General features: G+C 57.5%; 32 protein-coding genes. 11 read left to right on the forward strand and 21 right to left on the reverse strand.

The features are described 5' to 3' along the window. Positions 1-6 precede the first annotated feature (6 nt). The 4 genes from nusA to pip form a co-directional block, all read right to left on the reverse strand. The gene (nusA, locus tag ACXAET_RS11945) at positions 7-1,620 is read right to left on the reverse strand and encodes a transcription termination factor NusA (RefSeq protein WP_475185105.1); all 1,614 of its coding nucleotides are present in this window, start codon (positions 1,618-1,620) and stop codon (positions 7-9) included. Further along, entirely contained in the window at positions 1,620-2,210 is a 591-nt protein-coding gene (rimP, locus tag ACXAET_RS11950; protein ID WP_475185107.1) for a ribosome maturation factor RimP, read from the reverse strand. Before rimP ends, nusA begins: the two co-directional genes overlap by 1 nt. 158 nt (positions 2,211-2,368) lie before the next feature. Beyond that, a complete protein-coding gene (locus ACXAET_RS11955; RefSeq protein WP_475185109.1) occupies positions 2,369-3,190 on the reverse strand; it encodes an ABC transporter substrate-binding protein in 822 nt (273 codons plus the stop codon). Beyond that, complete coding sequence (gene pip, locus ACXAET_RS11960; protein ID WP_475185110.1) at positions 3,187-4,164, reverse strand: prolyl aminopeptidase; 978 nt, start codon at positions 4,162-4,164, stop codon at positions 3,187-3,189. Before pip ends, ACXAET_RS11955 begins: the two co-directional genes overlap by 4 nt. Before the next feature lie 48 nt (positions 4,165-4,212). Here pip and ubiG point away from each other — a divergent pair, with 48 nt between their 5' ends. Continuing rightward, positions 4,213-4,959, forward strand: a complete 747-nt coding sequence (ubiG, locus tag ACXAET_RS11965) for a bifunctional 2-polyprenyl-6-hydroxyphenol methylase/3-demethylubiquinol 3-O-methyltransferase UbiG (RefSeq protein ID WP_475185111.1) — start codon at positions 4,213-4,215, stop codon at positions 4,957-4,959. 2 nt (positions 4,960-4,961) lie between these two features. On the opposite strand, the gene ACXAET_RS11970 is transcribed toward ubiG, so the two are convergent. From ACXAET_RS11970 to ACXAET_RS11985, 4 genes are read right to left on the reverse strand one after another with little or no spacing between them, the layout of a single operon-like run. Then, on the reverse strand, positions 4,962-5,402 hold the full coding sequence (locus ACXAET_RS11970; RefSeq protein ID WP_475185114.1) for a MarR family winged helix-turn-helix transcriptional regulator: 441 nt from the start codon (positions 5,400-5,402) through the stop codon (positions 4,962-4,964). 14 nt (positions 5,403-5,416) lie between these two features. Continuing rightward, on the reverse strand, positions 5,417-6,247 hold the full coding sequence (locus ACXAET_RS11975; protein ID WP_475185117.1) for a carbon-nitrogen hydrolase family protein: 831 nt from the start codon (positions 6,245-6,247) through the stop codon (positions 5,417-5,419). Then, on the reverse strand, positions 6,247-6,504 hold the full coding sequence (gene grxC, locus ACXAET_RS11980; RefSeq protein WP_475185118.1) for a glutaredoxin 3: 258 nt from the start codon (positions 6,502-6,504) through the stop codon (positions 6,247-6,249). The genes ACXAET_RS11975 and grxC overlap by 1 nt, the downstream gene beginning before the upstream one ends. A gap of 37 nt (positions 6,505-6,541) precedes the next feature. Next, positions 6,542-7,270 (reverse strand): double zinc ribbon domain-containing protein, encoded by a 729-nt coding sequence (locus ACXAET_RS11985; protein ID WP_475187199.1) that lies wholly within the window; start codon positions 7,268-7,270, stop codon positions 6,542-6,544. Between the two features lie 16 nt (positions 7,271-7,286). On the opposite strand from ACXAET_RS11985, the gene ACXAET_RS11990 reads away from it, so the two are divergent. Then, a complete protein-coding gene (locus ACXAET_RS11990) occupies positions 7,287-8,117 on the forward strand; it encodes a methyltransferase domain-containing protein (protein ID WP_475185120.1) in 831 nt (276 codons plus the stop codon). A 56-nt stretch (positions 8,118-8,173) separates the two neighbouring features. Next, positions 8,174-9,223 (forward strand): ferrochelatase, encoded by a 1,050-nt coding sequence (hemH, locus tag ACXAET_RS11995; protein ID WP_475185122.1) that lies wholly within the window; start codon positions 8,174-8,176, stop codon positions 9,221-9,223. Positions 9,224-9,312: 89 nt separating this feature from the next. Here the strand turns inward: hemH and ACXAET_RS12000 are convergent, their stop codons facing one another. Together ACXAET_RS12000 and ACXAET_RS12005 are read right to left on the reverse strand one after the other, a co-directional pair. Further along, entirely contained in the window at positions 9,313-9,495 is a 183-nt protein-coding gene (locus ACXAET_RS12000) for a hypothetical protein (protein ID WP_170761344.1), read from the reverse strand. Positions 9,496-9,635: 140 nt separating this feature from the next. After that, on the reverse strand, positions 9,636-10,235 hold the full coding sequence (locus ACXAET_RS12005; RefSeq protein WP_475185124.1) for a L,D-transpeptidase: 600 nt from the start codon (positions 10,233-10,235) through the stop codon (positions 9,636-9,638). A 169-nt stretch (positions 10,236-10,404) separates the two neighbouring features. On the opposite strand from ACXAET_RS12005, the gene dalA reads away from it, so the two are divergent. Continuing rightward, on the forward strand, positions 10,405-10,920 hold the full coding sequence (gene dalA, locus ACXAET_RS12010; RefSeq protein WP_475185126.1) for a divisome-associated lipoprotein DalA: 516 nt from the start codon (positions 10,405-10,407) through the stop codon (positions 10,918-10,920). Between the two features lie 56 nt (positions 10,921-10,976). On the opposite strand, the gene ACXAET_RS12015 is transcribed toward dalA, so the two are convergent. From ACXAET_RS12015 to ACXAET_RS12045, 7 genes are all read right to left on the reverse strand, one after another. Next, complete coding sequence (locus tag ACXAET_RS12015; protein WP_475185129.1) at positions 10,977-11,441, reverse strand: PTS sugar transporter subunit IIA; 465 nt, start codon at positions 11,439-11,441, stop codon at positions 10,977-10,979. A gap of 61 nt (positions 11,442-11,502) precedes the next feature. After that, positions 11,503-12,066 carry a ribosome hibernation-promoting factor, HPF/YfiA family gene (gene hpf / locus ACXAET_RS12020; protein ID WP_068338538.1) on the reverse strand — a complete coding sequence of 188 codons (564 nt, stop codon included), beginning with the start codon at positions 12,064-12,066 and terminating at the stop codon, positions 11,503-11,505. Positions 12,067-12,318: 252 nt separating this feature from the next. Continuing rightward, positions 12,319-13,077, reverse strand: a complete 759-nt coding sequence (gene lptB / locus ACXAET_RS12025) for an LPS export ABC transporter ATP-binding protein (protein WP_475185133.1) — start codon at positions 13,075-13,077, stop codon at positions 12,319-12,321. Next, a complete protein-coding gene (locus ACXAET_RS12030) occupies positions 13,077-13,568 on the reverse strand; it encodes an LptA/OstA family protein (RefSeq protein WP_475185136.1) in 492 nt (163 codons plus the stop codon). Before ACXAET_RS12030 ends, lptB begins: the two co-directional genes overlap by 1 nt. Positions 13,569-13,571: 3 nt before the next feature. Further along, positions 13,572-14,171: an LPS export ABC transporter periplasmic protein LptC gene (gene lptC, locus ACXAET_RS12035; protein ID WP_475185137.1), complete on the reverse strand. Its 600-nt coding sequence runs from the start codon at positions 14,169-14,171 to the stop codon at positions 13,572-13,574. 15 nt (positions 14,172-14,186) lie between these two features. Further along, positions 14,187-15,149, reverse strand: coding sequence for a KpsF/GutQ family sugar-phosphate isomerase (locus tag ACXAET_RS12040; RefSeq protein WP_475185139.1), 963 nt, complete (start codon positions 15,147-15,149; stop codon positions 14,187-14,189). Then, positions 15,146-15,760, reverse strand: coding sequence for a ribonuclease D (locus ACXAET_RS12045; RefSeq protein WP_475185142.1), 615 nt, complete (start codon positions 15,758-15,760; stop codon positions 15,146-15,148). The genes ACXAET_RS12040 and ACXAET_RS12045 overlap by 4 nt, the downstream gene beginning before the upstream one ends. 134 nt (positions 15,761-15,894) lie before the next feature. On the opposite strand from ACXAET_RS12045, the gene ACXAET_RS12050 reads away from it, so the two are divergent. The 7 genes from ACXAET_RS12050 (at position 15,895) to ACXAET_RS12080 (ending at position 21,924) form a co-directional block, all read left to right on the forward strand. Continuing rightward, positions 15,895-16,158, forward strand: coding sequence for a metal-sensing transcriptional repressor (locus ACXAET_RS12050; protein ID WP_475185145.1), 264 nt, complete (start codon positions 15,895-15,897; stop codon positions 16,156-16,158). Between the two features lie 233 nt (positions 16,159-16,391). Continuing rightward, positions 16,392-16,820, forward strand: a complete 429-nt coding sequence (locus ACXAET_RS12055; RefSeq protein WP_475185148.1) for an Lrp/AsnC family transcriptional regulator — start codon at positions 16,392-16,394, stop codon at positions 16,818-16,820. Between the two features lie 73 nt (positions 16,821-16,893). Then, a complete protein-coding gene (locus ACXAET_RS12060; RefSeq protein ID WP_475185150.1) occupies positions 16,894-17,589 on the forward strand; it encodes a lytic transglycosylase domain-containing protein in 696 nt (231 codons plus the stop codon). A 69-nt stretch (positions 17,590-17,658) separates the two neighbouring features. Next, a complete protein-coding gene (gene flhA, locus ACXAET_RS12065; RefSeq protein ID WP_475187200.1) occupies positions 17,659-19,686 on the forward strand; it encodes a flagellar biosynthesis protein FlhA in 2,028 nt (675 codons plus the stop codon). Then, positions 19,683-20,456, forward strand: coding sequence for a flagellar biosynthetic protein FliR (locus ACXAET_RS12070; RefSeq protein WP_475185151.1), 774 nt, complete (start codon positions 19,683-19,685; stop codon positions 20,454-20,456). Before flhA ends, ACXAET_RS12070 begins: the two co-directional genes overlap by 4 nt. Continuing rightward, on the forward strand, positions 20,453-21,541 hold the full coding sequence (gene flhB / locus ACXAET_RS12075; protein WP_475185154.1) for a flagellar type III secretion system protein FlhB: 1,089 nt from the start codon (positions 20,453-20,455) through the stop codon (positions 21,539-21,541). The genes ACXAET_RS12070 and flhB overlap by 4 nt, the downstream gene beginning before the upstream one ends. Further along, a complete protein-coding gene (locus ACXAET_RS12080) occupies positions 21,538-21,924 on the forward strand; it encodes a hypothetical protein (RefSeq protein WP_475185156.1) in 387 nt (128 codons plus the stop codon). The genes flhB and ACXAET_RS12080 overlap by 4 nt, the downstream gene beginning before the upstream one ends. A gap of 21 nt (positions 21,925-21,945) precedes the next feature. Here ACXAET_RS12080 and ACXAET_RS12085 read toward each other — a convergent pair whose 3' ends face one another. The 4 genes from ACXAET_RS12085 to flgG are packed head-to-tail and all read right to left on the reverse strand — an operon-like array spanning position 21,946 to position 24,397. Continuing rightward, complete coding sequence (locus ACXAET_RS12085) at positions 21,946-22,452, reverse strand: flagellar basal body-associated FliL family protein (RefSeq protein WP_475185160.1); 507 nt, start codon at positions 22,450-22,452, stop codon at positions 21,946-21,948. Between the two features lie 12 nt (positions 22,453-22,464). Then, entirely contained in the window at positions 22,465-23,196 is a 732-nt protein-coding gene (gene flgH, locus ACXAET_RS12090) for a flagellar basal body L-ring protein FlgH (protein ID WP_475187202.1), read from the reverse strand. Then, positions 23,196-23,612, reverse strand: a complete 417-nt coding sequence (gene flgA, locus ACXAET_RS12095) for a flagellar basal body P-ring formation chaperone FlgA (RefSeq protein ID WP_475185164.1) — start codon at positions 23,610-23,612, stop codon at positions 23,196-23,198. The genes flgH and flgA overlap by 1 nt, the downstream gene beginning before the upstream one ends. Then, complete coding sequence (gene flgG / locus ACXAET_RS12100; RefSeq protein ID WP_475185167.1) at positions 23,612-24,397, reverse strand: flagellar basal-body rod protein FlgG; 786 nt, start codon at positions 24,395-24,397, stop codon at positions 23,612-23,614. The genes flgA and flgG overlap by 1 nt, the downstream gene beginning before the upstream one ends. Between the last annotated feature and the right edge of the window lie 8 nt (positions 24,398-24,405).

Consider the following 24,405-nt stretch of genomic DNA (forward strand, 5'->3'; position numbering starts at 1 on the left):
CTGAGATCAGGCCTCGGCCTCCTCATCTACGGACTCGCCATCTTCTTCGGTCTGCGCCAACTCGGCCGGGTCAACCCAGCCTAGCATGATGCGTGCGGTCATGACCAAATCCTGCGCTTCTTCCAAAGAAACACCGAAAGTTTCAAGAACGCCGTCATCTTTGACCCGCTCACCGTCGACGGTCGTCCAGCCGCCAGCCAGTTCCCAGTCGGCGCAGGTTGCGAAGTCTTCCAACGTCTTCACGTCGTCTTTGGCCAGCGCTTCTACCATCTGGGGTGTTAGGCCTTCGAATTCAATAAGGCTGTCTTCTGCACCCAGGGCACGGGCCGCATCCAGAGCAGCCTTGGCCTGCGCTTCCAGGAATTCACGGGCGCGGGTCTGCAGCTCCTGCGCGGTGCCTTCGTCAACACCGTCAATGACCAGCAGTTCGTCGATTTCGACATAGGCAACCTCTTCGAGGTTGGTGAAGCCTTCAGAGACCAAAAGCTGAGCGAAGAATTCGTCCAGATCGAGGCTATCCATAAACAGCTTGGTGCGCGCCTCGAATTCTTTCTGACGACGCGCCGATTCTTCGGCTTCGGTCATGATGTCGATGTCCAGACCGGTCAACTGGCTGGCCAAACGTACGTTCTGACCGCGGCGACCGATGGCAAGGCTCAGCTGCTCCTCAGGTACCACGACTTCGATCTTGCCGGCTTCTTCGTCCAAAACCACCTTGGAAACCTCGGCAGGCTGCAGCGCGTTCACAAGGAATGTCGGCTGATCCTCGTTCCACGGGATAATGTCGATTTTCTCGCCTTGCAGCTCGTTCACAACGGCCTGCACACGACTGCCGCGCATACCAACGCAGGCACCGACGGGATCGATTGAGCCGTCATAAGAAATCACGGCAATCTTGGCGCGCGAACCGGGGTCACGCGCCACGGCCTTGACCTCGATGATGCCGTCATAGATTTCCGGCACTTCCATCTTGAACAGCTCGGCCATGAATTCGGGCGCGGTGCGCGACAGGAAGATCTGATGGCCACGAACCTCGCGGCGGACTTCCTTGATATACGCCCGCACACGATCATTCGGGCGATAGCTTTCGCGACCGATCTTGTCGTTGCGACGCAGAACAGCTTCGGCCCCGCCCAGATCGACGATAACATTGCCAAACTCTTCGCGTTTGACAGCACCGTTGATGATCGTACCAGCGCGGTCTTTGAATTCTTCGTACTGGCGGTCACGTTCCGCTTCGCGAACCTTCTGCAGAATCACCTGCTTGGCCGACTGAGCAGCAATCCGGCCCATTTCAACCGGCGGAACCTCTTCGACGAAGACATCACCAACCTCGGGCGCTTCCATGTACTGGCGCGCCTGCTCGACGGTCATCTCGGCCTGGTAGTTCTCAAGCTCCTCATCCTCGACCACGGTACGAACGCGGGTGAAGGTCGCTTTGCCGGTCTTGCGGTCGATCGACACGCGGATGTCCATTTCCGCGCCGTAGCGGCTCTTGGCGGCGCGGGCGAGCGATTCCTCCATCGCTTCGACGACCAATCCGGGGTCGATCATCTTTTCGCGGGCCACGGCCTCGGCGGTCTGCAACAGCTCCAGCTGGTTGGCTGAGGTGATTGCCATCAGTTCGTCTCCTCTTCGGACCCTTCGGTCTCAATCTCGTCGAAAGCGTTTTCGTTCAGGGCACCCGCATCTTTGCGCTGGCGCAGCATTTCCTTGATCAGGTCATCGGTCAGGACCAGTTTGGCGTCGCTCAGCCAGTCAAATTGCAGACCGATGGTTATCGTCTCACTCCCTTCGGGGATGTTGATCAGAACCTCATTCCCTTCGATACCGGCCAGTTCCCCTTTGAATCTGCGGCGACCGTCGATCAGTTCGGCAGTTTCGACCTTGGCCTCATACCCTTCGAACATCTCAAAGTCCTTCAGACGCGTCAGGGGTCGATCGATGCCGGGGCTGGAAACCTCAAGTGTATAGGCGTCCAGGATCGGGTCCTCGACATCCAGCGTGGCGCTGACCGCATTCGAGATTTCGGCGCAATCATCCACTTCGATACCACCATCGGGCTTGTCTGCCATGATCTGCAGCGTTGTCTGCTTGCCGCTCATCAAGCGGATGCGGACGAGTTCATAGCCCAAGTCCTCGATCACGGGCGTAATGATTTCCGCGAGTCGCCGATCTATGGCTGCCTTGGCTATCAGGTCATTTGTCATCTGGTACTCTACCCTTCGAACGGGCACAAAAAAACGGGCGCGCGGCCCGTCGAACTTTCCGGTGGAGCCCCGGACCGAAGTCCGACACGCCGCTGTTGCAACTGCATATACGCGCGGTTTCCCGAGTCTGCAACCCCCGGCGCGTTTCGTGGCCGGATTTACGCCAACCACCACCGTTCGGCGATGCGGCCATCATCAAGCGCGCGGCCCGCAGCAATCTGACGCGGCATACCCACATGCGGGGCCACGGCCAGCGCCATGTCCGATTCACTTGGGAAATATCGCAACCCACGCTGGTTTTTCAGACCGTCACCTGCCGGCAAAGCTGCCACATCGACATATCCGTCCCGCAACGCCTCGGCCCGGACGCGGGCATCGGGGATAACGATGATTTCGATCGTTTCCGCCCACCCTGCCGAGCCATCCTTGTAATGCCCGGACACCTTACGGCCCAGGAAGTGGCGATCATCATCCGCCCGTTCCACCCGATAGCATCCGGTGCCGTTTGCAGTTTTCAGCGGCGTTACGCCCCGACCGTCCCGAGTGATGACAAAACGGTTGTCAGCCAGAAGGAAGGGAACGCCCGGGTTAGCCTCGGCAAGCTCCAGCCGAACAGAATCCGCTGCCAATGCCTCAGCTTGACCGACCTCACTCAGAACAGCCACGACATCGGCGGCTTCCAGCGGTGCACCGTCGTGGAAGGTAACGCCCTTTCGCAGGTCAAAACGCCAGATACGCGCTTCAGCATCGGTATGCCAGCCTGTCGCCAATTCGCCGCGCAACGTGCCGTCGGGCGCAATCTCGGTCAGCGTGTCAAAGACGGCCCCGCGTGCCACCAGCTCCAGACTTTCGTCGCGCGGCACGGCCAATCGTAGAGCACCCCCCGCCTTTGGCGTATCCGCCAATGACTTGCCCGTCGCCGCCAGCAAAGCAGCCGCAGCACCCGAGGCGAACAGAGCGCGGCGGTCAATCCGGGTCATGCTACCTCCTCGGCCACGCGGTCCATGATTCGAACCAACTCGGCACTGATGCCGGGTTCAGACAGAGCGTGGCCCGCGTTGCGTACCATCTTCAGTTCGGAATTGGGCCAGCGATCAGCAAGGGCCCACGCCGCCTGTGGCGGGCAGATCATATCATAACGGCCCTGCACGATATGTCCCGGGATGTGTGCGATCTTACCAATCTGGTCGAGGATCTGCCCATCCTTCTGAAGGAAAGCACCGTTCATGAAATAGTGATTCTCCAGCCGCGCAAAGGCACGCGCGTATTCACCGGGGCTTTCCCCAACGCCACCTTGCGCGTGTATCGACGCCAAGGCGTTTTCCCACGCGGACCACGCCCGCGCGTACAGGATTTCAGTGGCGCGATCCCCCGAGAAGAGGCGTTTGTTGTACGCGCCGATTGTGTCGGACAGCTCGCCCTCAGTCAGCAGCGCGGTGAACTTTGCCCATTGCTCGGGCCAGAACTTGCCGGCCCCGCCGCCGTAGAACCAATCCAATTCGGCCTGCGTGGCCAAAAACACGCCGCGCAGCACCAAGCGGTTCACGCGATCCGGATGCGCTTGTGCGTAGATCAATGCCAGTGTGGCGCCCCAACTGCCGCCAAACACAGTCCAGTCGTCGATATCCAGCAGGGTCCGCAGCCGTTCTATGTCAGCCACCAGATGCCAGGTGGTGTTGTCCGTCACTGATGCGTGTGGCCGTGATCTGCCGCAGCCGCGTTGATCAAACAGAATCACCCGGTACGTATTCGGGTCAAAATAGCGTCGCATCGCCGGGCTGCAGCCGCCCCCCGGCCCACCGTGCAGGACCACAACCGGCACGCCATTGGGATTGCCGCACTGTTCCATATAGATGCGGTGGCCTTCGCCAACATCGACCATGCGCTGATCGAACGGGTCGATCGGCGGGTACAGATATTGCACTGCGCGCTTTTGGTCCGGGTACTTGTCCATTATCGCCCTATATAGTCCTCTAACGTAAAAGAGCATACGGAGACAGGAATGCAAGCGCATCCGAATACTGTGGACCCGTCCGAGATCGCAAAATTCGAGGCGATGGCCGCGGAATGGTGGGACCCGCATGGGAAATTCAAGCCGCTGCACATGCTGAATCCCTGCCGTCTTGACTATATCACACAGCAGATCGCAGGTGAATTCGACCGGGATTTAAAGGCACCCCGACCTTTCGAAGGCCTTCGCCTACTGGATATCGGTTGCGGCGGTGGCTTGCTGAGCGAACCCATGGCGCGTTTGGGCGCCGAGGTTGTTGGCGCGGACGCAGCTGAACGCAATTTGCCCGTCGCCCGCATTCACGCCGAGCAATCCGGGCTTGAGATCGATTACCGCCACACCACGGCTGAAGACATGGCTGCCGCAGGTGAGCAATTCGATGTGGTGCTGAATATGGAGGTGGTGGAGCATGTGGCCGATCCGCTCTCGTATCTCACCGCAACACAACAACTGCTAAAACCCGGCGGGCTGCAAATCTGCTCGACCATCAACCGCAACCCGAAATCATATGCGATGGCTATTTTCGGGGCCGAAGTGGTCATGCGCTGGCTACCGCGCGGCACGCATGAGTGGAGCAAGTTCATCACGCCAGATGAGTTGTTCGACCTGCTGCGTCAGGCGGGTTTGGAGCCGGTAGACCGCAAAGGCTTTGTGTTCAATCCAATTCTCTGGAGCTGGTCGATCTCAGATCGGGACTTGAGCGTGAACTATGTGACGGCGAGTGTGAAGCCAAGCTAAAGCTATTCGCCTTCCAACTGGATTCGCAGATCGCGCAGCACCGGCAACGTGCTGCGCACACGCTCAACACCTAGCTCCCCAACCACGCGATTGATCATCGGCGCAATTGACGCGATTGCCTGATCGCGCGCGCGCCGTCCTGCGGGGCTGATGGCGACCATCTTGCGGCGAGCATCGTCCCAATCGGGGCGGATGTGAATGTATCCAGCCCATTCCAGCTTGGCCAACGTGTTGGTCATCGCCCCGCGCGTGACGTGGAACGTGCTTGCCAGTTGCGCAGGCGACCGTTCGTCGCCCACGAACACCAGATGGTTCAGAACTGAGAAATGTGAAATCTCCATACCCTTAGGCAGCACCCGGCTGAGCCGGTTGCGCAATAGCTGGTCTGCGGTCAGGATCTCGCTGAACAGCGTGACCGCGAGGGCATTGTGATCGTCTGTCATGGTCCGATTCTGGATCAGGGCCCGTCAAAACGACGGGTGTGCGTCAACGAGGGCACGCGGCGACGCGCCTCAGTCACAGAACTATCATCCAAATCGAAAAAGTGAATGCCCGGATCGGTCCCTGCGTCGACAACGACCTCTCCCCACGGGGCCACGACCATACTGTGGCCGTATGTGTGGCGGGTTTTTCCACGGGTTTTCGCGTGCTCTCCGGTTTGCGCAGGTGCCAGCACCCATGCGCCATTCTCAATCGCCCGTGCACGCAGCAGCGATTCCCAATGAGCCGCGCCGGTCACTGGGGAAAATGCCGCCGGAACAGTAAGAATTCGCGCGCCTGCTTGCGCCAGAGACGCATAGAGATGTGAAAACCGAATATCGTAGCAGACTGTCATCCCAATCGCACCAAAGTCGGTCTGGGCTAAAACGGCCTTATCACCCGGGCGGTAATTCTTTGATTCGCGGAAGGTCTCAGTCTCGGTGACTTGCACGTCGAACATATGAATCTTGTCGTACCGCGCCACGATCTGCCCTTGCGGGTCGATCAGGAAGGAGCGGTTGGCAAAGCGCCCGTCAGCGTCATGGGTTTTGACCCCAAGCGAGCCGATCAGCAGCCAAACGCCCAGCTGAGCGGCCTGATCGCGCAGGCCCGCGAGCGTGATGTCGTCTTCTTCATGCTGAAGAACCGCGCGCTGCTGCGTCGTGCTGGTAGAGACACAATTCGTCACCTCAGGTGTCAGAACGAACCGCGCCCCCTGACCTGCCGCCTCGGCCAACAGGCCGCGAACGGTCGCCAGGTTTTCGACCGGATCATCCGACGAGGTGAGTTGCAGCAGCGCGGATTTCATCAGGCCGCCAGAAGACGGTCCAGCTTGCCCTGCCGCTCAAGTTCATAGAGCTCATCGCAGCCGCCAACATGTTGTGAACCGATGAAAATCTGCGGCACGGTGCGTTTGCCGCCAGCGCGCTTGATCATTTCGGGCTTGCGTTTGGGGTGTATGAGCACATCGACTTCTTTGAACTGAACTTTCTTCTGTTTCAGCAGACGTTTGGCCGCGTGGCAGTAACCGCACAGCGGCGAGGTGTAGATTTCAACCTGTTTCATTTTATTTTCCTTCAGATTTCGCACAATCTTGTGCGAATTAGGCATCCTTGGCAACGCGTGCCAGAGCCAACACAAAAATATGATTTGCGCCAGCCTCAAGGCAGACACGTGCACAGGCCGTCAGTGTCGCGCCCGAGGTCATGACGTCATCCACCAACAGCACATCCCGGCCCTGCATCCGATGCAGGCGTCCGGGGTGGGGTAAAATCGCGCCTGACAGGGTGTCTGCCCGCTCCACCGCGGTTTTCCCGTCCAGAACCGGCGTCCGGACCCGACGCTTCAGAAGGTCCGGGCACAGCTCTAACCCGGTTTCGCGCGCCAGATGCTGCGCCAACAGTGCTGACTGGTTGTATCGCCGTTTGACCAAGCGCGACCAATGCAGTGGCACCGGCGCAATCAACATATCATCATGAATCAGGTCCCTGCCTGCCTTGGCCATCCACCGCGCAGCCGGACGGGCCAGCTCCGGTCTGTCGCCATGTTTCAACGCCAGAATCAACGATCTTGTCTTGCCTTTATACAAAAGCGCTGCGCGCCCGGCGCTCCAGGGACGGGGCGTTTTCATACAATCATCACATTCAGTTCGATGACCGTCTGGTGCGCCCGGCAGGGGCACGCCGCAACTTTCGCATACAAGGCCACCGATAAAGGGCGTGTCGCGCCAACATCTACCACACAGGCCAAAATCGGCCTCTGTCAGATCACCGCATCCCAGACACCGCGCTGGATAGATCAGTTGAACAGCGGTTTGAATTCGCTGCAAGATGCGATAGTTCCGCCCTATGAAGCTGCCTGACTCCACTGCATCCTCTCTGTTCGACCGTACGGCCCTTGACCGGCATCGCACCCGCGCGCGGGATCAGGCGCTGTTCCTGCATCATGCCGCGGTGGACGAGGTTCAGGATCGCCTGTCTATGGTTAACAAAACCTTCACAGCCCCGGTGATCGTGACGCCCTTCCCACAGATTTGGCGGAATGTTCTATCCAGCGCGCAGGTTATCCCCGATGATGAGGTTCTGGCCCTGCACCCCAAAGCGCATGATCTTGTGATCCACGCCATGGCGCTGCATTGGGCCAATGATCCCGTGGGTCAACTGATCCAATGCCACCGCGCCCTTCTGCCCGATGGGTTGCTGCTCGTGGTATGTCTGGGAGGCGAAACTCTGCACGAGCTGCGTGCCGCCCTTGGACAAGCCGAGATCGAGGTCAGCGGGGGGCTCAGCCCACGCATCGCGCCCATGGCCGAACTACGCGATCTGGGCGGTTTGCTGCAACGGGCGGGGCTTGCCCTGCCAGTCGCCGACACCGCCCGTCTGACGGCGGAGTATCGCCACCTGACCCACCTGATGCATGACCTGCGCGCGATGGGAGAGACCAATAGTTTGTCCAGGCGCGTGAAACACACTACCCGGCGGCAAGTCTTCGCGCGTGCTCAAGAAATCTATGCCGACCACTTCTCGACCCCTTCCGGGCGGTTGCGGGCAACATACGAATTGATCTGCCTGACCGGCTGGTCACCCGACGACAGCCAACAAAAACCCTTGCGCCCCGGATCGGCCAAGGCGCGCCTTGCAGATGCCTTGGGAACAAAAGAAGGCAAACTGCCCGATTGACGACTGGTCTTTTCCGGTTATCTCAGCCCGATACGTAGAAATTCAGGAAGCCCGACATGTTTGACGCCACTCGCCCATCCCATGCCCCCGCAGACCACCCCAAGGTCAAAATGGGCCGTGTTGGCATCCTGCTGGCCAATCTGGGCACACCGGATGACTATAGCTATTGGCCAATGCGGCGGTATTTGAACGAGTTTCTGTCGGATCAACGCGTTATCGACTATCCCAAGTGGAAGTGGCAGCCGATCTTACAAAGCATCATCCTGACCAAGCGTCCCTTCAGCTCGGGCGAGGCTTACAAGTCAATCTGGAATCACGATAAGGGCGAAAGCCCATTGATGACGATCACGAAGGACCAAACCGCCAAGCTGCGCGTTGCAATGCAGGCGCGCCATGGCGATCAGGTCATGGTCGATTTCTGTATGCGATATGGCAACCCCTCGACCAAATCCAAAGTACGCGAAATGGTAGCCGCCGGATGTGATCGCATCCTGTTCTTTCCCCTATACCCGCAATATGCCGGTGCAACGACCGCCACTGCAAATGACCAGTTTTTCCGCGCATTGATGGAGGAAGCCTGGCAGCCCTCGACCCGCACCGTCCCTGCCTATTTCGACGATCCCGCTTACATCGACGCGCTGGCCGGATCGGTGGAAAAAGCCTATGCAGCGATGGAGACCAAACCGGATATTCTGGTTTGTTCGTATCACGGTATGCCGGAACGGTATTTACAGCAGGGTGATCCTTATCATTGCCAGTGCGCCAAGACCTCTCGCTTGCTCAAAGAGCGGCTGGGTTGGGCGGATGATCAGCTAGTATCAACCTTCCAATCCCGATTTGGTCCCGAAGAATGGCTGAAACCCTATACCGTCGATCACGTGGCCGACCTGGCCAAACAGGGTAAAAAGAACATCGCGGTCATTGCACCGGCGTTTTCCGCCGACTGCATCGAAACGCTGGAAGAAATCAACGAAGAGATCAAAGAAAGCTTTGAGGAAGCGGGCGGTGAAACCTTCACTTACATTCCCTGCCTGAACGACGATGATTCGCACATCATTGCCCTTAGCAAGGTGATCGAAGACAATCTGAAAGGCTGGTTGGACTAAGCGTCCCTATCCCTTTCGGATAAGACAATCAGGCATGAAAAAAGGCGGTGGAGTGTTCCACCGCCTTTTCTCTAGACAAAGCTCGTCAATTAGCTTGCTGCAACAGCTGCGGCTACGACGACCAACAGGATCAGCGGCAGGATGATGCCCTGCGACGTGCCCTGTGTTTCTTCCACAACAACCGGTGCTTCGACAATCGGCTCTTCCAGGTTACCGGCATAAGCGGTCGAAGCAGCAGCGGTCAGTGCAGCGGCGAGAACGAGTTTCTTCATATTAACCTCCAGAATTTGCACGATTCCAAATAGTGAAACCGCGCACCCAAGACTTACCTCGTGTTATTTTTCTAATCAGCTATCTGACTGGAATGCAATTGCAACTTGCGCTGCAAGCGGGTTCGTGAGCAAAAATGTGGTCAAATTAGCAACACTTGCGTGCCAACATTCGCCATTGAAAACAATTCTGCGATATCTTCGTTGAACAAGCCAATACACCCATTGGACGAGCGGCGCCCGATCTTGCGTGTATCATGCGTGCCATGAATACGATAATATTTCCAACTGAGATACAAAGCGTGTGTTCCCAATGGGTTATCCGGACCCGGCGGAATATAGTCCGGCCATTCGGGATTTCGCTTTTTCATCGATGGCGTCGGAGACCAGCTTGGCCCTTCAACCTTCCGGATCACGCTGGTCCGCCCACGACGGGTCAGTTCCTCGGTCAACGGCACTGAAGACGGGTAGAGTTTGTAGGTTCTCTGGTCTTCGGACCAGTAGTGCAGCGCACGAGAAATTGTATCAACGAGGATCGCGCCGTTATTTGTGTTCGAGAAATACGCTTGCCAGTCCTGAGCGCGGAAGCCCGAGATATTACGACGCACCTGCGGTTCCGGCTCGGGCGCGGGGCGCAACGGGTCGCCGGGTATGTACTGCGCGATAGCAGGAGAGGCCAATACAGCCGACGCTCCGGCCAGGAACCCGCGACGGGTAGATGTGTGTAAGTATTTTTTGACCATGATGAACGGTCCTCTACTAAGGCCAACCTGAAAATCTCACATATCCTATTGCCAGAATGCTTCAGTCGCAAATCAAACCGGCAGAATCATGCGAAATGGGGGCACCCTTCGTTTGCCCAAACCCGCCTGTCGCGCTATGCCCTAAGTTAAATCAATCATCAGGCTAATCATGACGCGTATAGTATCTTTCCTTTTTGCATGTGTTGTTGCGCTGGCAGCGTGTACTCCAACCAGCACTCCGACCTTTGGCTCGGACGGGCGGCCATTGCCGACAGTTTACAAGATCGGGCGAAACTCCGAAAAACTGCAGTTCCGCATGCTTGATTCGGTCAATGCGCTGCGTCAGGCCCAAGGCTTGCAGCCCGTGCAACTGAACGCACAATTGAACGCCGCTGCAGCAACACATTCAAAGGACATGGCCCGCCAGAATCGTCCGTGGCATTTTGGGTCGGACGGGTCCTCTCCGATCGATCGCGCGCGGCGCGTGGGCTACTTTGGTACCTTCCTGGGTGAAGCGATCTCGGAGACTTACGAGACCGAGACGGAAACTCTGGCAGCCTGGATGCAGGAACCCGGACCGCGCTCGGTGATCATGGATCCGAAGGCTACGCAAATGGGGTTTGCCTGGCATCAGGAAGGCGGCGGCAAAATCTGGTGGACATTGGAAATGGGTACCGGCGGTTAATCGCGGTGGAACCCGAAAAAAAGCCCCCGGATGTCCGGGGGCTTTTTTTATGTGAGCTAAGCCGCTTGCATCGATTGCGCTTCGGTCAGAATGGCATATAGCTTGACCGGATCCGGGTTGGCGCGCAGTTTCGAGCAGACAGACGTATCGCGCAAAGTACGAGACACCAGCGCGAGCGCTTTCAAGTGATCGACCCCAGCCTCTTCTGGCGCAAACAACGCAAAAGCGATATCGACCGGTTGGCGGTCGACCGAGCCAAAATCAAGTGGCTTTTCCAGCATCACGAACACGCCCGAAACACTTTCCAACCCGCCCATCCTTGCATGCGGGAGCGCCACGCCATGCCCAACACCGGTTGGCCCGAGGCTTTCCCTCTCTAGCAACGCGTCAACAACCAATTGAGCTTCTAGGCCCAGTGTCGCATCAGCCACATCTGCAATTTCCTGAAACAGCCGCTTCTTGCTGGAAGCAGAAGACAATACGCGGACTGCCTCGGGCTGCAGTATGCTCGAAAGCTCCATGATTACGCTCCATCGCGACGCTCCCACAAATGCGGGGGCGCGCCTTTGCTATTCTTGCCTGTTACGGATCAATCCAGCCAATGTTGCCGTCTTCCCGACGATACACGACGTTCAATCCATCCTTGTTTTCATTCCGGAACACCAGCACCGGGGCACCGGCAAGTTCCATCTGCATAACGGCTTCACCAACACTCAGCGATGGGATCTTGGTTTCCATCTCGGCCACGATCATCGGCTGCAGGGATTCGGGTTCGTCAGCCGACTCAGATTCATCAGAGGCGAGGATATAAGACGACGCCCCGAAGAGTTCAACAGGCTCTGCGCGATCCTTGTGATGATCCTTCAGCCGTCGCTTATACCTGCGCAGCTGTGTTTCCATCTTGTCACAGCAGCCTTCAAAGGCCGCGTAGATTTCGGTCGCATGGGCCTTGGCCTGCGCTGTCAGGCCAGTGGAAAGATGCACTGTGGTTTCGCATACATATTCATGCGCTGAACGGGAAAAGACGACGTTGGCATCAGTCGGTCGCTGGGCATACTTGCCCACAACCTCGCCCAGCTCGGTCTGCACGTGAGTCTGCAGCGCCGCGCCGATGTCGATCTGTTTTCCGCTGATTTGGTAACGCATGTGATCTCCTTCACAATTCACACCCATTTTGACGTCACGTAGCGCGACGCATATCTTTTTATCGGGTGGGGGATAAAGGCATATTCTGCAGTAGCCGAACCTGCCGCCCTTCAAAGAAGGGGGATCGTGATCCAGACGGGAACCGAAGAAACGCCATGACCCAATTGAGGCAAGAGACGGCGTAAGAGTCAATCAAAACAGACGTGTATATACGTAATTTCCGCCATACATTCGGCGCAGTTCTGCGCAACCTTATGAAATCCGGAAATTTTCGCCCAAATAGACGCGGCGTACGTTTTCGTTTTCTACCACTTCATCCGGTGTGCCGGACATCAGAACCTGACCATCGTGCAGGATGTATGCACGATCCACAATCTCGAGCGTTTCCCGCACGTTATGATCGGTGATCAGAACACCGATGCCGCGCTTTTTCAGGTCGGCAACAAGGTGGCGGATATCGCCGACGCTAATAGGGTCAACACCGGCAAAAGGTTCATCCAAAAGCAGGTATTTCGGATCAGCCGCAAGACAGCGCGCAATCTCGACACGGCGACGTTCCCCGCCTGACAACGCCAGCGCAGGTGCCCGGCGAAGATGCTCGATCGAGAAGTCTGACAGCAATTCCTCCAGCCGTTCTTTGCGACGATGAACATGCTTCACCGATATGTCGAGCACCGAAGCGATATTGTCCTCGACGCTCATACCGCGAAAAATCGACATCTCCTGCGGCAGATAACCGATACCCAGGCGCGCACGGCGGTACATCGGCAGGGTCGTCACGGCCTGCCCGTCAATCATGACCGTGCCAGCCTCGGGGAATACCAGCCCAGCGACCGAATAAAATGTAGTAGTTTTACCCGAACCGTTTGGACCCAGGAGCGCCACAACCTCGGACCGGTCGAGTGTCATCGACACATCCCGGATCACGGTTTTCTTGCGATAGGATTTCCTAAGTTTTTCGATCCGAAGGCCTGATTGCCCATGGGCCACGGTCAATTCAGGCCGCGTCATCAGTTTTCGCCTTGCTGCAAAATGGTTTTGACATTCCCTGTCATTGTCGCTGTGCCCGTTGTCAGGTTGGCATTCATCTGATCACCGCTGATGGTGCTGGGTCCCTGCGTCAACAGCACATTGCCCTTCATCACGATGACGCCCGAGTCGATGGTGTATTCAGCCCAGTCACCCTCGGCCGCATCGGGCGGGCTGACCAAAACCACATCTTCGGTCGCTTCCATCCGCTCGATCCCCGAGCGATCTTCGTTATAGACTACCAGCACGCGTTCAGCCGTCAGTCGCATCTCGCCCTGAATAACGATCACGTTGCCAAGAAATTCGGCTGATCCATCTTCTTGATTAACGTTCAACCGCTCCGATGTCACCTCGACCGGCTGGCTAGGATCTGCTTGGACAGCGCCAAACGCGACCTGCGTCTCCTGTGCGGCAGCAGTAAAAGCGCCCAACGTCAGGGTGCAACAAATGAGAACAAAACGAAAATTTGACACAGGTTATCTTTCTGCCTTTTTGGGCTCGTATATCAGCTTCACGCCGTCTGTAAAAATAATATGGACAGGACCGTCCTTTTTTTCCGTTCCAAAGGTCATCCCGCCGGCAGTGAAATTGCCAATGACACCAGTTCCATTGACCTGACCAGGTGCATCCCCTCGGATTTCGTTAAGCGCGGTGTTCAGCAGATCCGTGGTGACGACAGTGCCATCCGTTGACGTGATGACCACGTCACCAACAAAGGTGGCCGAGTTCTTGTCAGGCCGCAGCACGCCCGAATTGGAATCCAGCGTGATGACACCGCCATTCGACAGACCCAAACGACCGCGAAATTCTGCGGCGGTCGGGTTGGAGGCTTCGGTCCCCTGCGTGGCCCGGATCGCCTGAATCTGAACCTCTTCACCCTTGCGCGTGGTGCCGCGGTAATTGGGCTGGGTCACCACCTGATCCGCCAGCCGTTCGTCGATGTCCTTCTGCGCGAAAGGCACATTCACGCTGGTGTCGATACTTCGGGACAACAGGAAGACGCTGGATAGGATCAGGATGGCCACAAGCGGCAGTAACACCTTGAGGAACTGTACCCTGCGTGAATGCCCGTCCACCGCGCGACCCCTTGCCTAGCCCAGCCCGACGCGCAGGCAATCGTGGATGTGTAACAATCCTTCGGCCTGTCCGTGCGCAGCGGGATCAACCACAAATAGCGACGTGATCTTACGGTCGTTCATTATCGCAACCGCCTCCTCCGCCATTGCGTTCGGCGCAATGGTAAGCGGGTTGCGCGTCATGACCTCTTCGGTGTTTTTGTTTAAAAGCCCATCCATGTTCCGGCGCAGATCGCCGTCGGTCACGATACCCAACAAGCGGGATTTATCATCTGTTACGCCAACGACGCCAAAGCTCTTTTGACTCATGACCAGCAAGGCCTCGCTCATTGGTGTGCCACTAGGAACCAAGGGCAAATCCTTGTGCATCAGATCGCGCACAGTCGAAAGCTGCGCCCCTAGTTTGCCACCGGGGTGAAAGGCGCGGAAATCTTCGGGCTTGAAATCGCGGTACTTCATAAGGGCAATCGCCAGCGCATCACCCATCGCCAGCGTCAGCGTGGTCGAGATTGAGGGCACCATTCCAAAGCCGCAAGCTTCGCCCAAAGACGGGATTAACAGGTGCACGTCCGCCTGTTTCATCAAGGTACTTTCCGGCTTGCTCGACAACCCGATCAGCGGAATGCCAAAGCGTTGGGTAAAGGCCAGCAGGTTCGCCAGTTCAGGCGCTTCGCCCGAGTTTGAAATCGCCAGAACCACATCGCCTTTAGACACCATGCCAAGATCGCCGTGGCTAGCCTCGGCGGGGTGCACGAAATAGGCGGGCGTGCCCGTGCTGGCCAGCGTGGCGGCGATCTTGTGTCCGATATGGCCGGATTTACCAATGCCGCTGACAATAATGCGGCCCGGCGCCTGAAGGATCATATGCACGGCTTCGGCGAACTGGTCATCCAGACTGTCAGCCAGCACATCCAGCGCTCGGGCCTCGTCGGTGACAACCTGCTTCGCGGTTTTCAGAAAGGACTCGTTGTCGGTCATGAGTGTGCAAAGATATCCGTTTCGGGCCATCCGGCGAGGTCAAGCTTCGCGCGCATCGGCAAGAAGTCAAAACAAGCCTGCGCCATATGGGTACGGTCTTCGCGTGCCAGACGCGCGTCCAGCGCGTCACGCAGTTGGTGCAGGTACAAGACGTCCGAGGCGGCATAGTCCAGCTGCGCCTCGGTCAGCGTTTCCGCGCCCCAGTCGCTCATCTGCTGCTGCTTCGAGATATCGACCCCGATCAGTTCCTGGCACAGATTTTTCAACCCGTGGCGGTCGGTATAGGTTCGCACCAGACGACTGGCAATCTTGGTGCAGTAAACCGGCGCGGCCAGCGCCCCAAAGGCATGATACATCGCGGCAATGTCAAACCGGCCAAAATGGAACAGCTTGAGCACATTCGGATTTTCAAGCATGGCACACAGGTTCGGTGCCTCGGTCTGGCCCTTTTCTACCTGTACAATGTGGCTGTGGCCGTCGCCGCCGGACATCTGGATCACACACAGGCGATCGCGATGCGGATTCAATCCCATGGTTTCACAATCAATCGCCACTACGGGGCCAAGGTCCAACCCGTCCGGCAGGTCGTTTTTATAGAGATGGTTTGCCACGAGGGTCTTCCTTTACGCGATATTGCCCCCGAAATAGGCGGTTTGGTCTGTAAACTCAACGCCGCAGGCAGGATCACGCTATTCATGTCGCCCGCGTTTGACAGAATCCACATGGGGGGGATAGGGATATAGCTATGACGTTGGACACTCGTAATTCTCATCCACAGATCTCAGCACGGCTCAAACGGGCAAATGGTCACTTGGCTAAGGTCATACAAATGCTGGACGATCAGGCCCCTCCCGCCGACATTGCCCAGCAACTCTTTGCTGTCGAAAAAGCAATCGCTATCGCCAAGCGTGTTTTGATCCATGATCACATTGAACAGTGCTTGTCTTCGGATAACCGGGGTAATCCACCCGACATCGAAGACTTCAAGGCGATAACAAAATACCTGTAAAAGATGCTGAGCGGTCTGCCAACTCGCGTTCATCGCCATCTATTGGGCGTTCAGATCATTGCACCGGCGGGGAACCGGGCTGGCGACAACGCTTCTGGGGTGACACTTGCCTCGACGCCCCGGGGGTGTGGCGGCGACGCTGATTTGGTAACACCCAAGTCACAAGGCCGAGTTCATCGCGCATACCGACACCTCTTGAGGCGCCAACCCGCTGTGTTACACCTTGGACCACCATGGACCAACTAGACCGTCGCATCATAGCCGCCCTACAACACAACGCCCGCGAGTCGACCTCGAAAATCGCGGCGAAACTGGGTGTGGCCCGGACCACCGTGCATGAACGAATTCGCAGAATGGAAGAGAACGGTACAATCGCCGGATATTCCGTCGTATTGAACAGCCCCGAAGATGCCCCACGCGTGCAGGTCATTGTCTTGCTTGAAGTGCAGCAAAAAGAAACCACGCGCATCATCAAACGGCTTGAAGCCTATCCCGAAGTGAAACTCTGCCTGTCCATCAACGGTGAATTCGATCTGCTTCTGTCTGCCGAGGCTCCAAGGCTTGAAGACTTGGATATTCTGGTTGATGACCTGGCCAAAATACCCGGTGTTCAGCGCACAAACACAAGTGTCGTGTTTGGCCGTCGGATAGATCGAATTTGAGTGGTTGATAACCGTCTGTAAACCCTAGCAAGACTAGCTTGGCCCGGATTGATCAGAATTCCGGACTGGCAGAATGCCTTATCTTTTGATTCTTGCGCTTTGTTTCTTCACTCTGTGCGTGGCGCATCAGGGTTTTGCGATGCCCAATACCGGCGAGGCCAGGATATGTGACGCCGCTGCCCGCCGCGCCGCCCGTGCCGAAGACGTACCATTCGACGTTCTGCGTGCGATTGCGCGTGTAGAAACAGGGCGCACGCGGGACGGGCGGTTAGAGCCTTGGCCGTGGACTATAAATGTTGAGGGGCAGGGATTTTGGTTCACCTCGGAACGCGAGGCCAAGTCTTACGTGTTCAACATTTTCAAAGCGGGCAAACGCAGCTTTGATATCGGTTGTTTTCAAATCAATTACCGATGGCATAGCAAGGCCTTCCGATCCATTGACGAAATGTTCAACCCCTATGAAAACGCGTCCTATGCCGCTCGTTTTCTGAAAGGGCTATATGCTGAGCTTGGGTCCTGGCCCGCTGCCGTCGGGGCTTACCACTCCCGCACACCCTCGCTGGCGGATGCATATTCAAGCCGGTTTCAGACCGTATTGGCCCAACTGGAACAAAGCGGGCAGCAAGTTCGGGGATGGGATGGTGGCGATACATCCACTTTCCGGGCAACCTCGCTCCTCCCGATCACGTCGCAGCAGCCTGGCGGGAAGGCACTAGGCTCTTTGGTCCCGCCGTCCGGGGCTGCAACTGCCTTTATCTCGTTCGACTAGGAGAATCGCGTGCCCAATATCGATGCCCGTTCCCTGTTCTCTCCAACCGTGTTGCTTGCGCTTGCGCTTATGACAGTCATCGTGATGATGATCCTGCCGATGCCCGCCTGGGTGCTGGACGTAGGTCTGGCGGCCTCGTTCGCGTTGGCGATCCTGATCTTCACGCTGACGCTGTTTATCGAACGGCCATTGGATTTTTCGTCTTTTCCAACGATCCTTCTGGCCTCGCTGATGTTGAGGCTGTCGCTGAACGTGTCCTCAACCAAGTTGATCATCGGGCAAGGCCACACCGGACCAAACGCCGCCGGAGACGTTATCGAAGGCTTCGCCGATTTCGTTATGGGCGGCAGCATATTTCTTGGGCTGGTGGTCTTTGGCGTCCTGCTGATCGTCAACTTTATGGTGATCACCAAAGGTGCCGCGCGCATGGCGGAGGTCGGCGCACGATTTGCTCTGGACGGGATGCCCGGAAAGCAACTTGCAATCGACAGCGACATGAGCGCCGGGGCCATCGACCACCAGCAAGCGAAAGAGCGGCGTGAGCGCGAGCAGCAGGAAACAACCTTTTTCGGCTCACTCGACGGGGCGTCAAAATTTGTCAAAGGCGACGCGGTTGCCGGGCTACTGATCACTTTGCTGAACCTCGTGATGGGGCTGATCATGGGCGTAATCGTGCATGGGATGCCGATCTCCTCGGCGTTCGAAACCTATGCCATCCTCACCGTCGGAGACGGGCTGGTCTCGCAAATCCCGGCCGTGATCATCTCGATTGCCTCGGCCCTGTTGCTGGCGCGTGGCGGCACGCAAGGTGCGACCGACAACGCGATATTCTCTCAACTCGGGCGGCATCCGGCCGCCCTGGGAACTGTGGCGATGCTCATGGTTCTGTTTGCTCTTGTGCCTGGTCTGCCCTTCTTGCCATTCATTTTAGGCGCGGGTGTGCTGGGCTACGCGGCCTTTACTGTTCACCGCAAACAATCCGCGCAAAACGCCGAGGCCGCAGACCCTGCGGAACAGGATGATACTCCAGCTTCTCAAGCTATCGGAGACATTCTGGACCTGGACGACGTTCATCTGGAATTCGCACCGGATCTGGTCAGCATGGTTCTGAATCCGGGTACCGGGCTGGATGCTCGGATTGCCAATATGCGGACCTACGTGGCCTCTAGCTTTGGCCTGATCCTGCCCGACATTCGCCTGACCGACCGCGCCGAATTGCCCATGGGCACCTACGTGGTCAAGGTGCAAGGTGTTGAGCAGGCGCGCGGCGTTCTGAACCCTGACTTGGTGCTGGCGCTGGTGCAGGACGGCCAGGATGTGCTGCCTGACGGCAACGATGTCACCGAACCTGTGTATGGCGCGCCAGCGCGTTGGATTCTACCCAAGGACCAAGAGGCCGCCGCGTTGAGCGGAGCCACCATCGTTTCACCGCCTGAGATTCTGGCCACCCATCTGCTTGAGATCATCAAACAGAATTTCTCGCGCCTGTTGACGCTGAAATCCCTTCGCCGGCTATTGTCCGAGATGACCCGTCTGAGTGATCCGGTCCGGGCTGAGGCAAACCGCAAACTGTTGGATGAGTTGATCCCCGACAAGGTGCCGATCGACACATTGCATGCCGTGCTACGGCTGCTGCTGGACGAGCGGGTATCGATCCGCAATATGGCCCTTATCTTGGAATCTGTTGCTGAGGCGCGCCTGACCACTACCCAGCCCGAAGGCATCTGCGAACTGGTTCGGCAACGGTTAGGCTTTCAACTGGTCGCCGAGATGAAACGCGAAGACGGTTCGATCCCCCTGATCCAGCTCGCGCCGGAGTGGGAAGATACATTCGCCACCTATCAAATCGACGCGCCTGTGTCGGGTCTTGACGTGGCGCTGCCGCCAAACCTGTTCAACAAACTGGCTGACGGTGTAACCGATAGTGTTGCGCAATCCGCCGATCATGGGCTGTTTCCTGCATTGGTCACCTCCACCCGGCGACGCCGGCTGCTGCGCACCGTCATGCATGCGCGCGGCATTGCCAACCCCGTGCTGTCCTTTGAAGAAATAGGGCTTGAGGCGCGTCCAGCGCTGGTCGGAACCGTTCCCGCATGATCGCGCTGCCACCGGAACTTTTGCCCCAAATGGGCGAAGGTCTTTGGCACCTGTTTGCCGTTTTTCTGCGCGTCTCCGCGATGGTCTCGCTGCTGCCTGCCTTTGGCGAGCGCAGCATCCCGACGCGCATAAAATTCGGGGTCGCTGCGGCTTTCACCCTGATTATAGCGCCCGCGATTTCAGCACCGGGGGTCCAACCTGGCCTGCTGTCAATGGCAAGGTTAGTCCTGACCGAAGTGCTGATCGGGGTCGCCTTGGGAGTTACGCTGCGGCTATTCGTACTGGCCTTGCAAACAGCAGGCTCGATTGCTGCACAGGCGACGTCGTTGTCGCAAATTCTTGGACCAGCCGCTGCAGATCCTGTCCCGGCGATGGGGTACATGCTAACGCTGGCCGGGATAACACTTGCGGTGTTGCTTGGCCTTCATGTACGCGCTGCTCAGTTTCTGATCCACAGCTATATGTTGCTTCCAATGGGCACCGCACCGCTTGCGCCGGACCTGACGCAATGGGGGGTGCAACAGATCGCGCGCAGCTTTGCGCTCGCCTTTGCCTTGGCCATGCCCTTCGTCATTGCCTCGCTTATCTACAACCTCGCGCTGGGCGTCATTAACCGTGCGATGCCGCAGTTGATGGTGGCCTTTGTCGGCGCGCCAGCCATCACCTTCGCGGGCCTTTTCCTTCTGTTCGCAGGAACACCCCTGATCCTGTCGGTTTGGTCGGACACTTTGTTCTCATTCATGCTGAACCCGCTTGAGGACCCGCGATGAGCGCATCTGACGACGAAAGCGACAAGTCCCACGAGGCGACTCCGCAAAAGCTTCAGAAAGCCCGCGAAAAGGGTGAGGTTGCGAAGTCGAACGACTTGTCCGTCGTGGCCGCCTATGCCGGGTTGCTTGTCGCGTTGCTCGCCGCCGGACAATTCAGCGTTCAGAGCATGGGCAGCTTGTTCGCCGTGCTGATTGACCAGGCCGATGAAATAGCGCCTTTATTGGTTGACGGATCAGCCGCCAACCCGGTCGGAGGGATGCTGACTACCGCGTTACTGTCGGCCGGCCTCCTATTCGCTGTACCCGCCGCTGCGGTTCTTCTTAGCCTCATCGCTCAACGCGCGCTGATCTTCGCGCCCAGCAAATTAAAGCCGAAGCTTTCCCGCATCTCGATCATCTCCAACGCCAAGAATAAGTTTGGTCGCGGAGGCTTGTTTGAGTTCGCCAAAAGCTTTGTGAAACTGGCGATCTACGGCACCTGCCTGGCGCTGTTTCTCAAGGCCAACCTCGGCGCAATTCTTTCGGCCAGCGCATCACCCGCACAGATGTCCGTGATGTTAATGATGAACTTTCTGTTTCGCTTTATGTTCATCGTTATTGCAGTCGCACTGGCGATCGGGGTGGTGGATTACCTGTGGCAACATGCTGAACACATGCGCAAGAACAGGATGTCGCGCAAGGAAGTTCAGGACGAGACCAAAGATGCCGAAGGTGACCCCCACGTAAAGCAACAACGCCGCCAACGTGCGCAGGACATCGCCATGAACCAAATGATGTCGGACGTGCCCGAAGCGGATGTCGTCATCGTCAACCCAATCCACTATGCTGTCGCCTTGAAATGGGCCCGTACAGCGGGATCCGCGCCAGTTTGCGTGGCCAAAGGCGTTGATGAAGTCGCCGCCGCCATCCGCGCGCGCGCGATGGAAGCCGGGGTTCCACTCCATTCCGATCCGCCAACCGCTCGCGCTCTGCATGCAGCGGTCGAGATCGGAGAGGAAATCGCGGAAGAGCATTATCGGCCCGTCGCAGCGGCGATCCGTTTCGCTGAGGCCATGCGTAAAAAGGCAAAAGGACAAATCAGATGAAACAAGAGGTGTTTTCGGATCTTGAAAAAGTCACTGAAGCCACTTTTCAGAAAGAGCGTAAGCTCTTGCGCCCCCTGCTTGAGGCTGAAGCCCGCGTACAGCAGCAGTTGGCGCGCCTCGATGCGCAGGTACAGCAGTCGCGAAAGGATAGCGCCACGTCCAAGGGCTACCGCGTCACCGGAACAGATGTTCTTTGGAGCAGCTGGGAATCAGCATCACGTCGCCAACTCAATCTGGAATTGGCCCGGATTCGCGCCCAAAAACTTACCGCCATGGAAGCGTTGCGCACGGCATTCGGTCGCAAACAAGCGGTCGCGAAGCTTGCCACCACGCAGACAGAGGCGTTCAAACGCGCTAGGGGTAAGAAATTATTATCATACTAGTCTGCAAGAAGGCCGTCAGGATCAAACATCCTGACGGCTGACACTCATGATCAAGACCCGCGATACTTCACCACCCATGCTTTTGCGCGCCTCTTCAAGCAACGCTTTGCGCAGGACATCCAAGTTGTCTGACTCGGTGAACGCACCATCGAAGCCACCCGTATTTGCGTGGTCAAACATGACCTGTAAAAAACCGTCGCGCAGCTTCGGCTCGATCGCATAGAATGCTTCGGTCGTACCGACGCTGGCCTCAAGGCTCAAAGACATCGTAACCAGTGCCGCAATCCGGTCCTCATCCACGACGGGCACTACGAATTGCTTGGCCAACCTGATGTATTCATATCCGCTCTTCTTGTAGTTTTCGCCCACCATATCGCTTGTATTTGATGAAGTATTGGTGGGTTTCGTCGCGTCTTGGTCTTGTTCTACAGCCTCGCTCGACCGGCTGGTCGGCGGCAGTACCACTCCGGCCCCAATACCAGCGCCAAGACCCAGCAGCAAAAACAAAACAGGTAAAACTATGTTCATCACATCCGCTCCTTAATACGGCAGTACGGCGTCAAGAATCTGCTGGCCAAAACGTGGCTGTTGCACATCCGTGATCTGTCCTCGTCCACCATAAGACACACGGGCCGAGGCGATCTTGTCATAGGTGATTTCGTTCCTGCGCGAGATATCCTGCGGCCGCACGTAGCCTGTGACCAACAGCTCGCGCAGTTCGAAATTGACCCGCAGCTCCTGCGAACCAGTGATCGACAGGACGCCGTTCGGAAGAACATCCACGACCGTCGCCGCTACGCGCAGCGTCAGTTTTTCCTTGCGTGTCACCGACCCTTCGCCCTCACTTTCCGAAGCGGAGTTGATCGCAACAGCCTCTGCCAGCGACGCCCCTTCGGGCAAGCGCCGGTTCGCGCGCTGCGGCAATCCAAACAATCCGTTTATCCCCAGGCTCTCCGAGGCTGAGCGCGACCGTTCCGTGTCATTTGTGAACTCTGCCTGTTCGTCCAGTTCGATGACGACCGTCAGGATATCACCTTTCTTGATTGCCCGCTGATCGCCCAGCAGCGAAGTCTGCCCACCGCTCCATAACGAGGACCGGTCCACATTGCGTTGCGGCTGGGTATGCAGTGGCAGTCCTGGCCACAGCATCGCGACCTGTTCCGGAGAGTCCTCGTTTGGGGTAAAGCTTGGCGGCCGACCCAGGTGATCAACGCGCCCACAGGCCGACACGACCAAAACCGCGCCGAGCAGAGACTTGGAGAGTATGGACATCATTTTACCTCGATGTTGCCATCCGGTCGAACTACGCCGGAGATGGTGGTGCGGGACGAAAGGTTCATGACCCGAATGCGATCCCCAGCAGCGCCACGCCCTAGCGCGCGACCCTCTGCCGTGATCGACAGCGGCTGGCGGTCAAAGATCAGCACAACAAGGTCGTTGCGATCCACGAGGGCGGGTGGCCCCACGTCAGTCGCGCGAATGGGGCGCCCCGGATACAACGCCACGCGGGCTTCTAACCCAACCAGGACCTCAGGATCACTGACACCTCCGGCTACCTTCTGGGGTTTGGTCTCAAGATCGTTGGCCGCGATAATTTCCTTGGCGCGGATTGTCCGGGTTGGAACGACGGTATCGGCTATGGCAACAACCGGCACCAGCAGCGATGCTATCAGGATCAGGAACCGCATCACCGCACCTGTGTCGTTGCGCCCATCATCTGATCGACGGCAGAGATAACCTTGGCATTCATCTCGTAGCCTCGCTGCGCCTCGATCAGTTCCGTGACCTCACGCACCGCATCGACCGAACTGTCCTCAAGATAGCCCTGACGCAAGGTGCCCAGCCCGTCCTCGCCCGGGGTTCCGACTATTGGCGCGCCAGAGGCCTCGGTCTCTTTGAACAGGTTACTGCCAATCGCTTCGAGCCCTTTGGCGTTCGAGAAACTGGCAAGCGTCAGTTCCCCCAACCGTTGCCCGTCAGTCGTATCGTCGAAATAGGCGTAGACCTCACCCGACGCATTGATCGAGATCGACCGGGCATCGTCGGGAATGGTGATTTCCGGGGCCACTGCAAACCCATCCGAGGTGATGATCAATCCTTCCGCGGACTGTTTCAAACTACCATCGCGGGTAAAGGCCGACTGCCCATTAGGCAGAGTTACCTCAAGGTATCCACGCCCTTCAATGGCGACATCCAGATCGTTTCCCGTTTCTGACAGCGCACCCTGCGCCAACTGAACCGTTACGGCCGCAGGACGCACCCCCAGACCCAGTTGAATACCCGTAGGCAAGACAGTCCCGTCATTAGCATTTACCGCGCCGGCCCGTGCCAGTTGTTGATAATGCAAATCCGCGAATTCGGCCCGGCGCGCGTTGTAGCCGGTGGTGTTCGTGTTCGCCAAATTGTTGGAAATCGTCTCGACCCGCATCTGCTGCGCGGTCATGCCTGTAGCCGCAATCTTCAAAGCCCGCATTTTGGAAT

The sequence above is a fragment of the Ruegeria sp. AWH4_226 genome (assembly GCF_056159225.1).

Excerpts from the sequence above, each read along its gene's own strand:
- nusA (WP_475185105.1), bottom strand. The coding sequence starts at position 1,620 with ATGGCAATCACCTCAGCCAACCAGCTGGAGCTGTTGCAGACCGCCGAG.
- rimP (WP_475185107.1), bottom strand. The coding sequence starts at position 2,210 with ATGACAAATGACCTGATAGCCAAGGCAGCCATAGATCGGCGACTCGCG.
- ACXAET_RS11955 (WP_475185109.1), bottom strand. The coding sequence starts at position 3,190 with ATGACCCGGATTGACCGCCGCGCTCTGTTCGCCTCGGGTGCTGCGGCT.
- pip (WP_475185110.1), bottom strand. The coding sequence starts at position 4,164 with ATGGACAAGTACCCGGACCAAAAGCGCGCAGTGCAATATCTGTACCCG.
- ubiG (WP_475185111.1), top strand. The coding sequence starts at position 4,213 with ATGCAAGCGCATCCGAATACTGTGGACCCGTCCGAGATCGCAAAATTC.
- ACXAET_RS11970 (WP_475185114.1), bottom strand. The coding sequence starts at position 5,402 with ATGACAGACGATCACAATGCCCTCGCGGTCACGCTGTTCAGCGAGATC.
- ACXAET_RS11975 (WP_475185117.1), bottom strand. The coding sequence starts at position 6,247 with ATGAAATCCGCGCTGCTGCAACTCACCTCGTCGGATGATCCGGTCGAA.
- grxC (WP_475185118.1), bottom strand. The coding sequence starts at position 6,504 with ATGAAACAGGTTGAAATCTACACCTCGCCGCTGTGCGGTTACTGCCAC.
- ACXAET_RS11990 (WP_475185120.1), top strand. The coding sequence starts at position 7,287 with ATGAAGCTGCCTGACTCCACTGCATCCTCTCTGTTCGACCGTACGGCC.
- hemH (WP_475185122.1), top strand. The coding sequence starts at position 8,174 with ATGTTTGACGCCACTCGCCCATCCCATGCCCCCGCAGACCACCCCAAG.
- ACXAET_RS12000 (WP_170761344.1), bottom strand. The coding sequence starts at position 9,495 with ATGAAGAAACTCGTTCTCGCCGCTGCACTGACCGCTGCTGCTTCGACC.
- ACXAET_RS12005 (WP_475185124.1), bottom strand. The coding sequence starts at position 10,235 with ATGGTCAAAAAATACTTACACACATCTACCCGTCGCGGGTTCCTGGCC.
- dalA (WP_475185126.1), top strand. The coding sequence starts at position 10,405 with ATGACGCGTATAGTATCTTTCCTTTTTGCATGTGTTGTTGCGCTGGCA.
- ACXAET_RS12015 (WP_475185129.1), bottom strand. The coding sequence starts at position 11,441 with ATGGAGCTTTCGAGCATACTGCAGCCCGAGGCAGTCCGCGTATTGTCT.
- hpf (WP_068338538.1), bottom strand. The coding sequence starts at position 12,066 with ATGCGTTACCAAATCAGCGGAAAACAGATCGACATCGGCGCGGCGCTG.
- lptB (WP_475185133.1), bottom strand. The coding sequence starts at position 13,077 with ATGACGCGGCCTGAATTGACCGTGGCCCATGGGCAATCAGGCCTTCGG.
- ACXAET_RS12040 (WP_475185139.1), bottom strand. The coding sequence starts at position 15,149 with ATGACCGACAACGAGTCCTTTCTGAAAACCGCGAAGCAGGTTGTCACC.
- ACXAET_RS12050 (WP_475185145.1), top strand. The coding sequence starts at position 15,895 with ATGACGTTGGACACTCGTAATTCTCATCCACAGATCTCAGCACGGCTC.
- ACXAET_RS12055 (WP_475185148.1), top strand. The coding sequence starts at position 16,392 with ATGGACCAACTAGACCGTCGCATCATAGCCGCCCTACAACACAACGCC.
- ACXAET_RS12060 (WP_475185150.1), top strand. The coding sequence starts at position 16,894 with ATGCCTTATCTTTTGATTCTTGCGCTTTGTTTCTTCACTCTGTGCGTG.
- flhA (WP_475187200.1), top strand. The coding sequence starts at position 17,659 with ATGACAGTCATCGTGATGATGATCCTGCCGATGCCCGCCTGGGTGCTG.
- ACXAET_RS12070 (WP_475185151.1), top strand. The coding sequence starts at position 19,683 with ATGATCGCGCTGCCACCGGAACTTTTGCCCCAAATGGGCGAAGGTCTT.
- flhB (WP_475185154.1), top strand. The coding sequence starts at position 20,453 with ATGAGCGCATCTGACGACGAAAGCGACAAGTCCCACGAGGCGACTCCG.
- ACXAET_RS12080 (WP_475185156.1), top strand. The coding sequence starts at position 21,538 with ATGAAACAAGAGGTGTTTTCGGATCTTGAAAAAGTCACTGAAGCCACT.
- ACXAET_RS12085 (WP_475185160.1), bottom strand. The coding sequence starts at position 22,452 with ATGAACATAGTTTTACCTGTTTTGTTTTTGCTGCTGGGTCTTGGCGCT.
- flgH (WP_475187202.1), bottom strand. The coding sequence starts at position 23,196 with ATGTCCATACTCTCCAAGTCTCTGCTCGGCGCGGTTTTGGTCGTGTCG.
- flgA (WP_475185164.1), bottom strand. The coding sequence starts at position 23,612 with ATGCGGTTCCTGATCCTGATAGCATCGCTGCTGGTGCCGGTTGTTGCC.
- flgG (WP_475185167.1), bottom strand. The coding sequence starts at position 24,397 with ATGCGGGCTTTGAAGATTGCGGCTACAGGCATGACCGCGCAGCAGATG.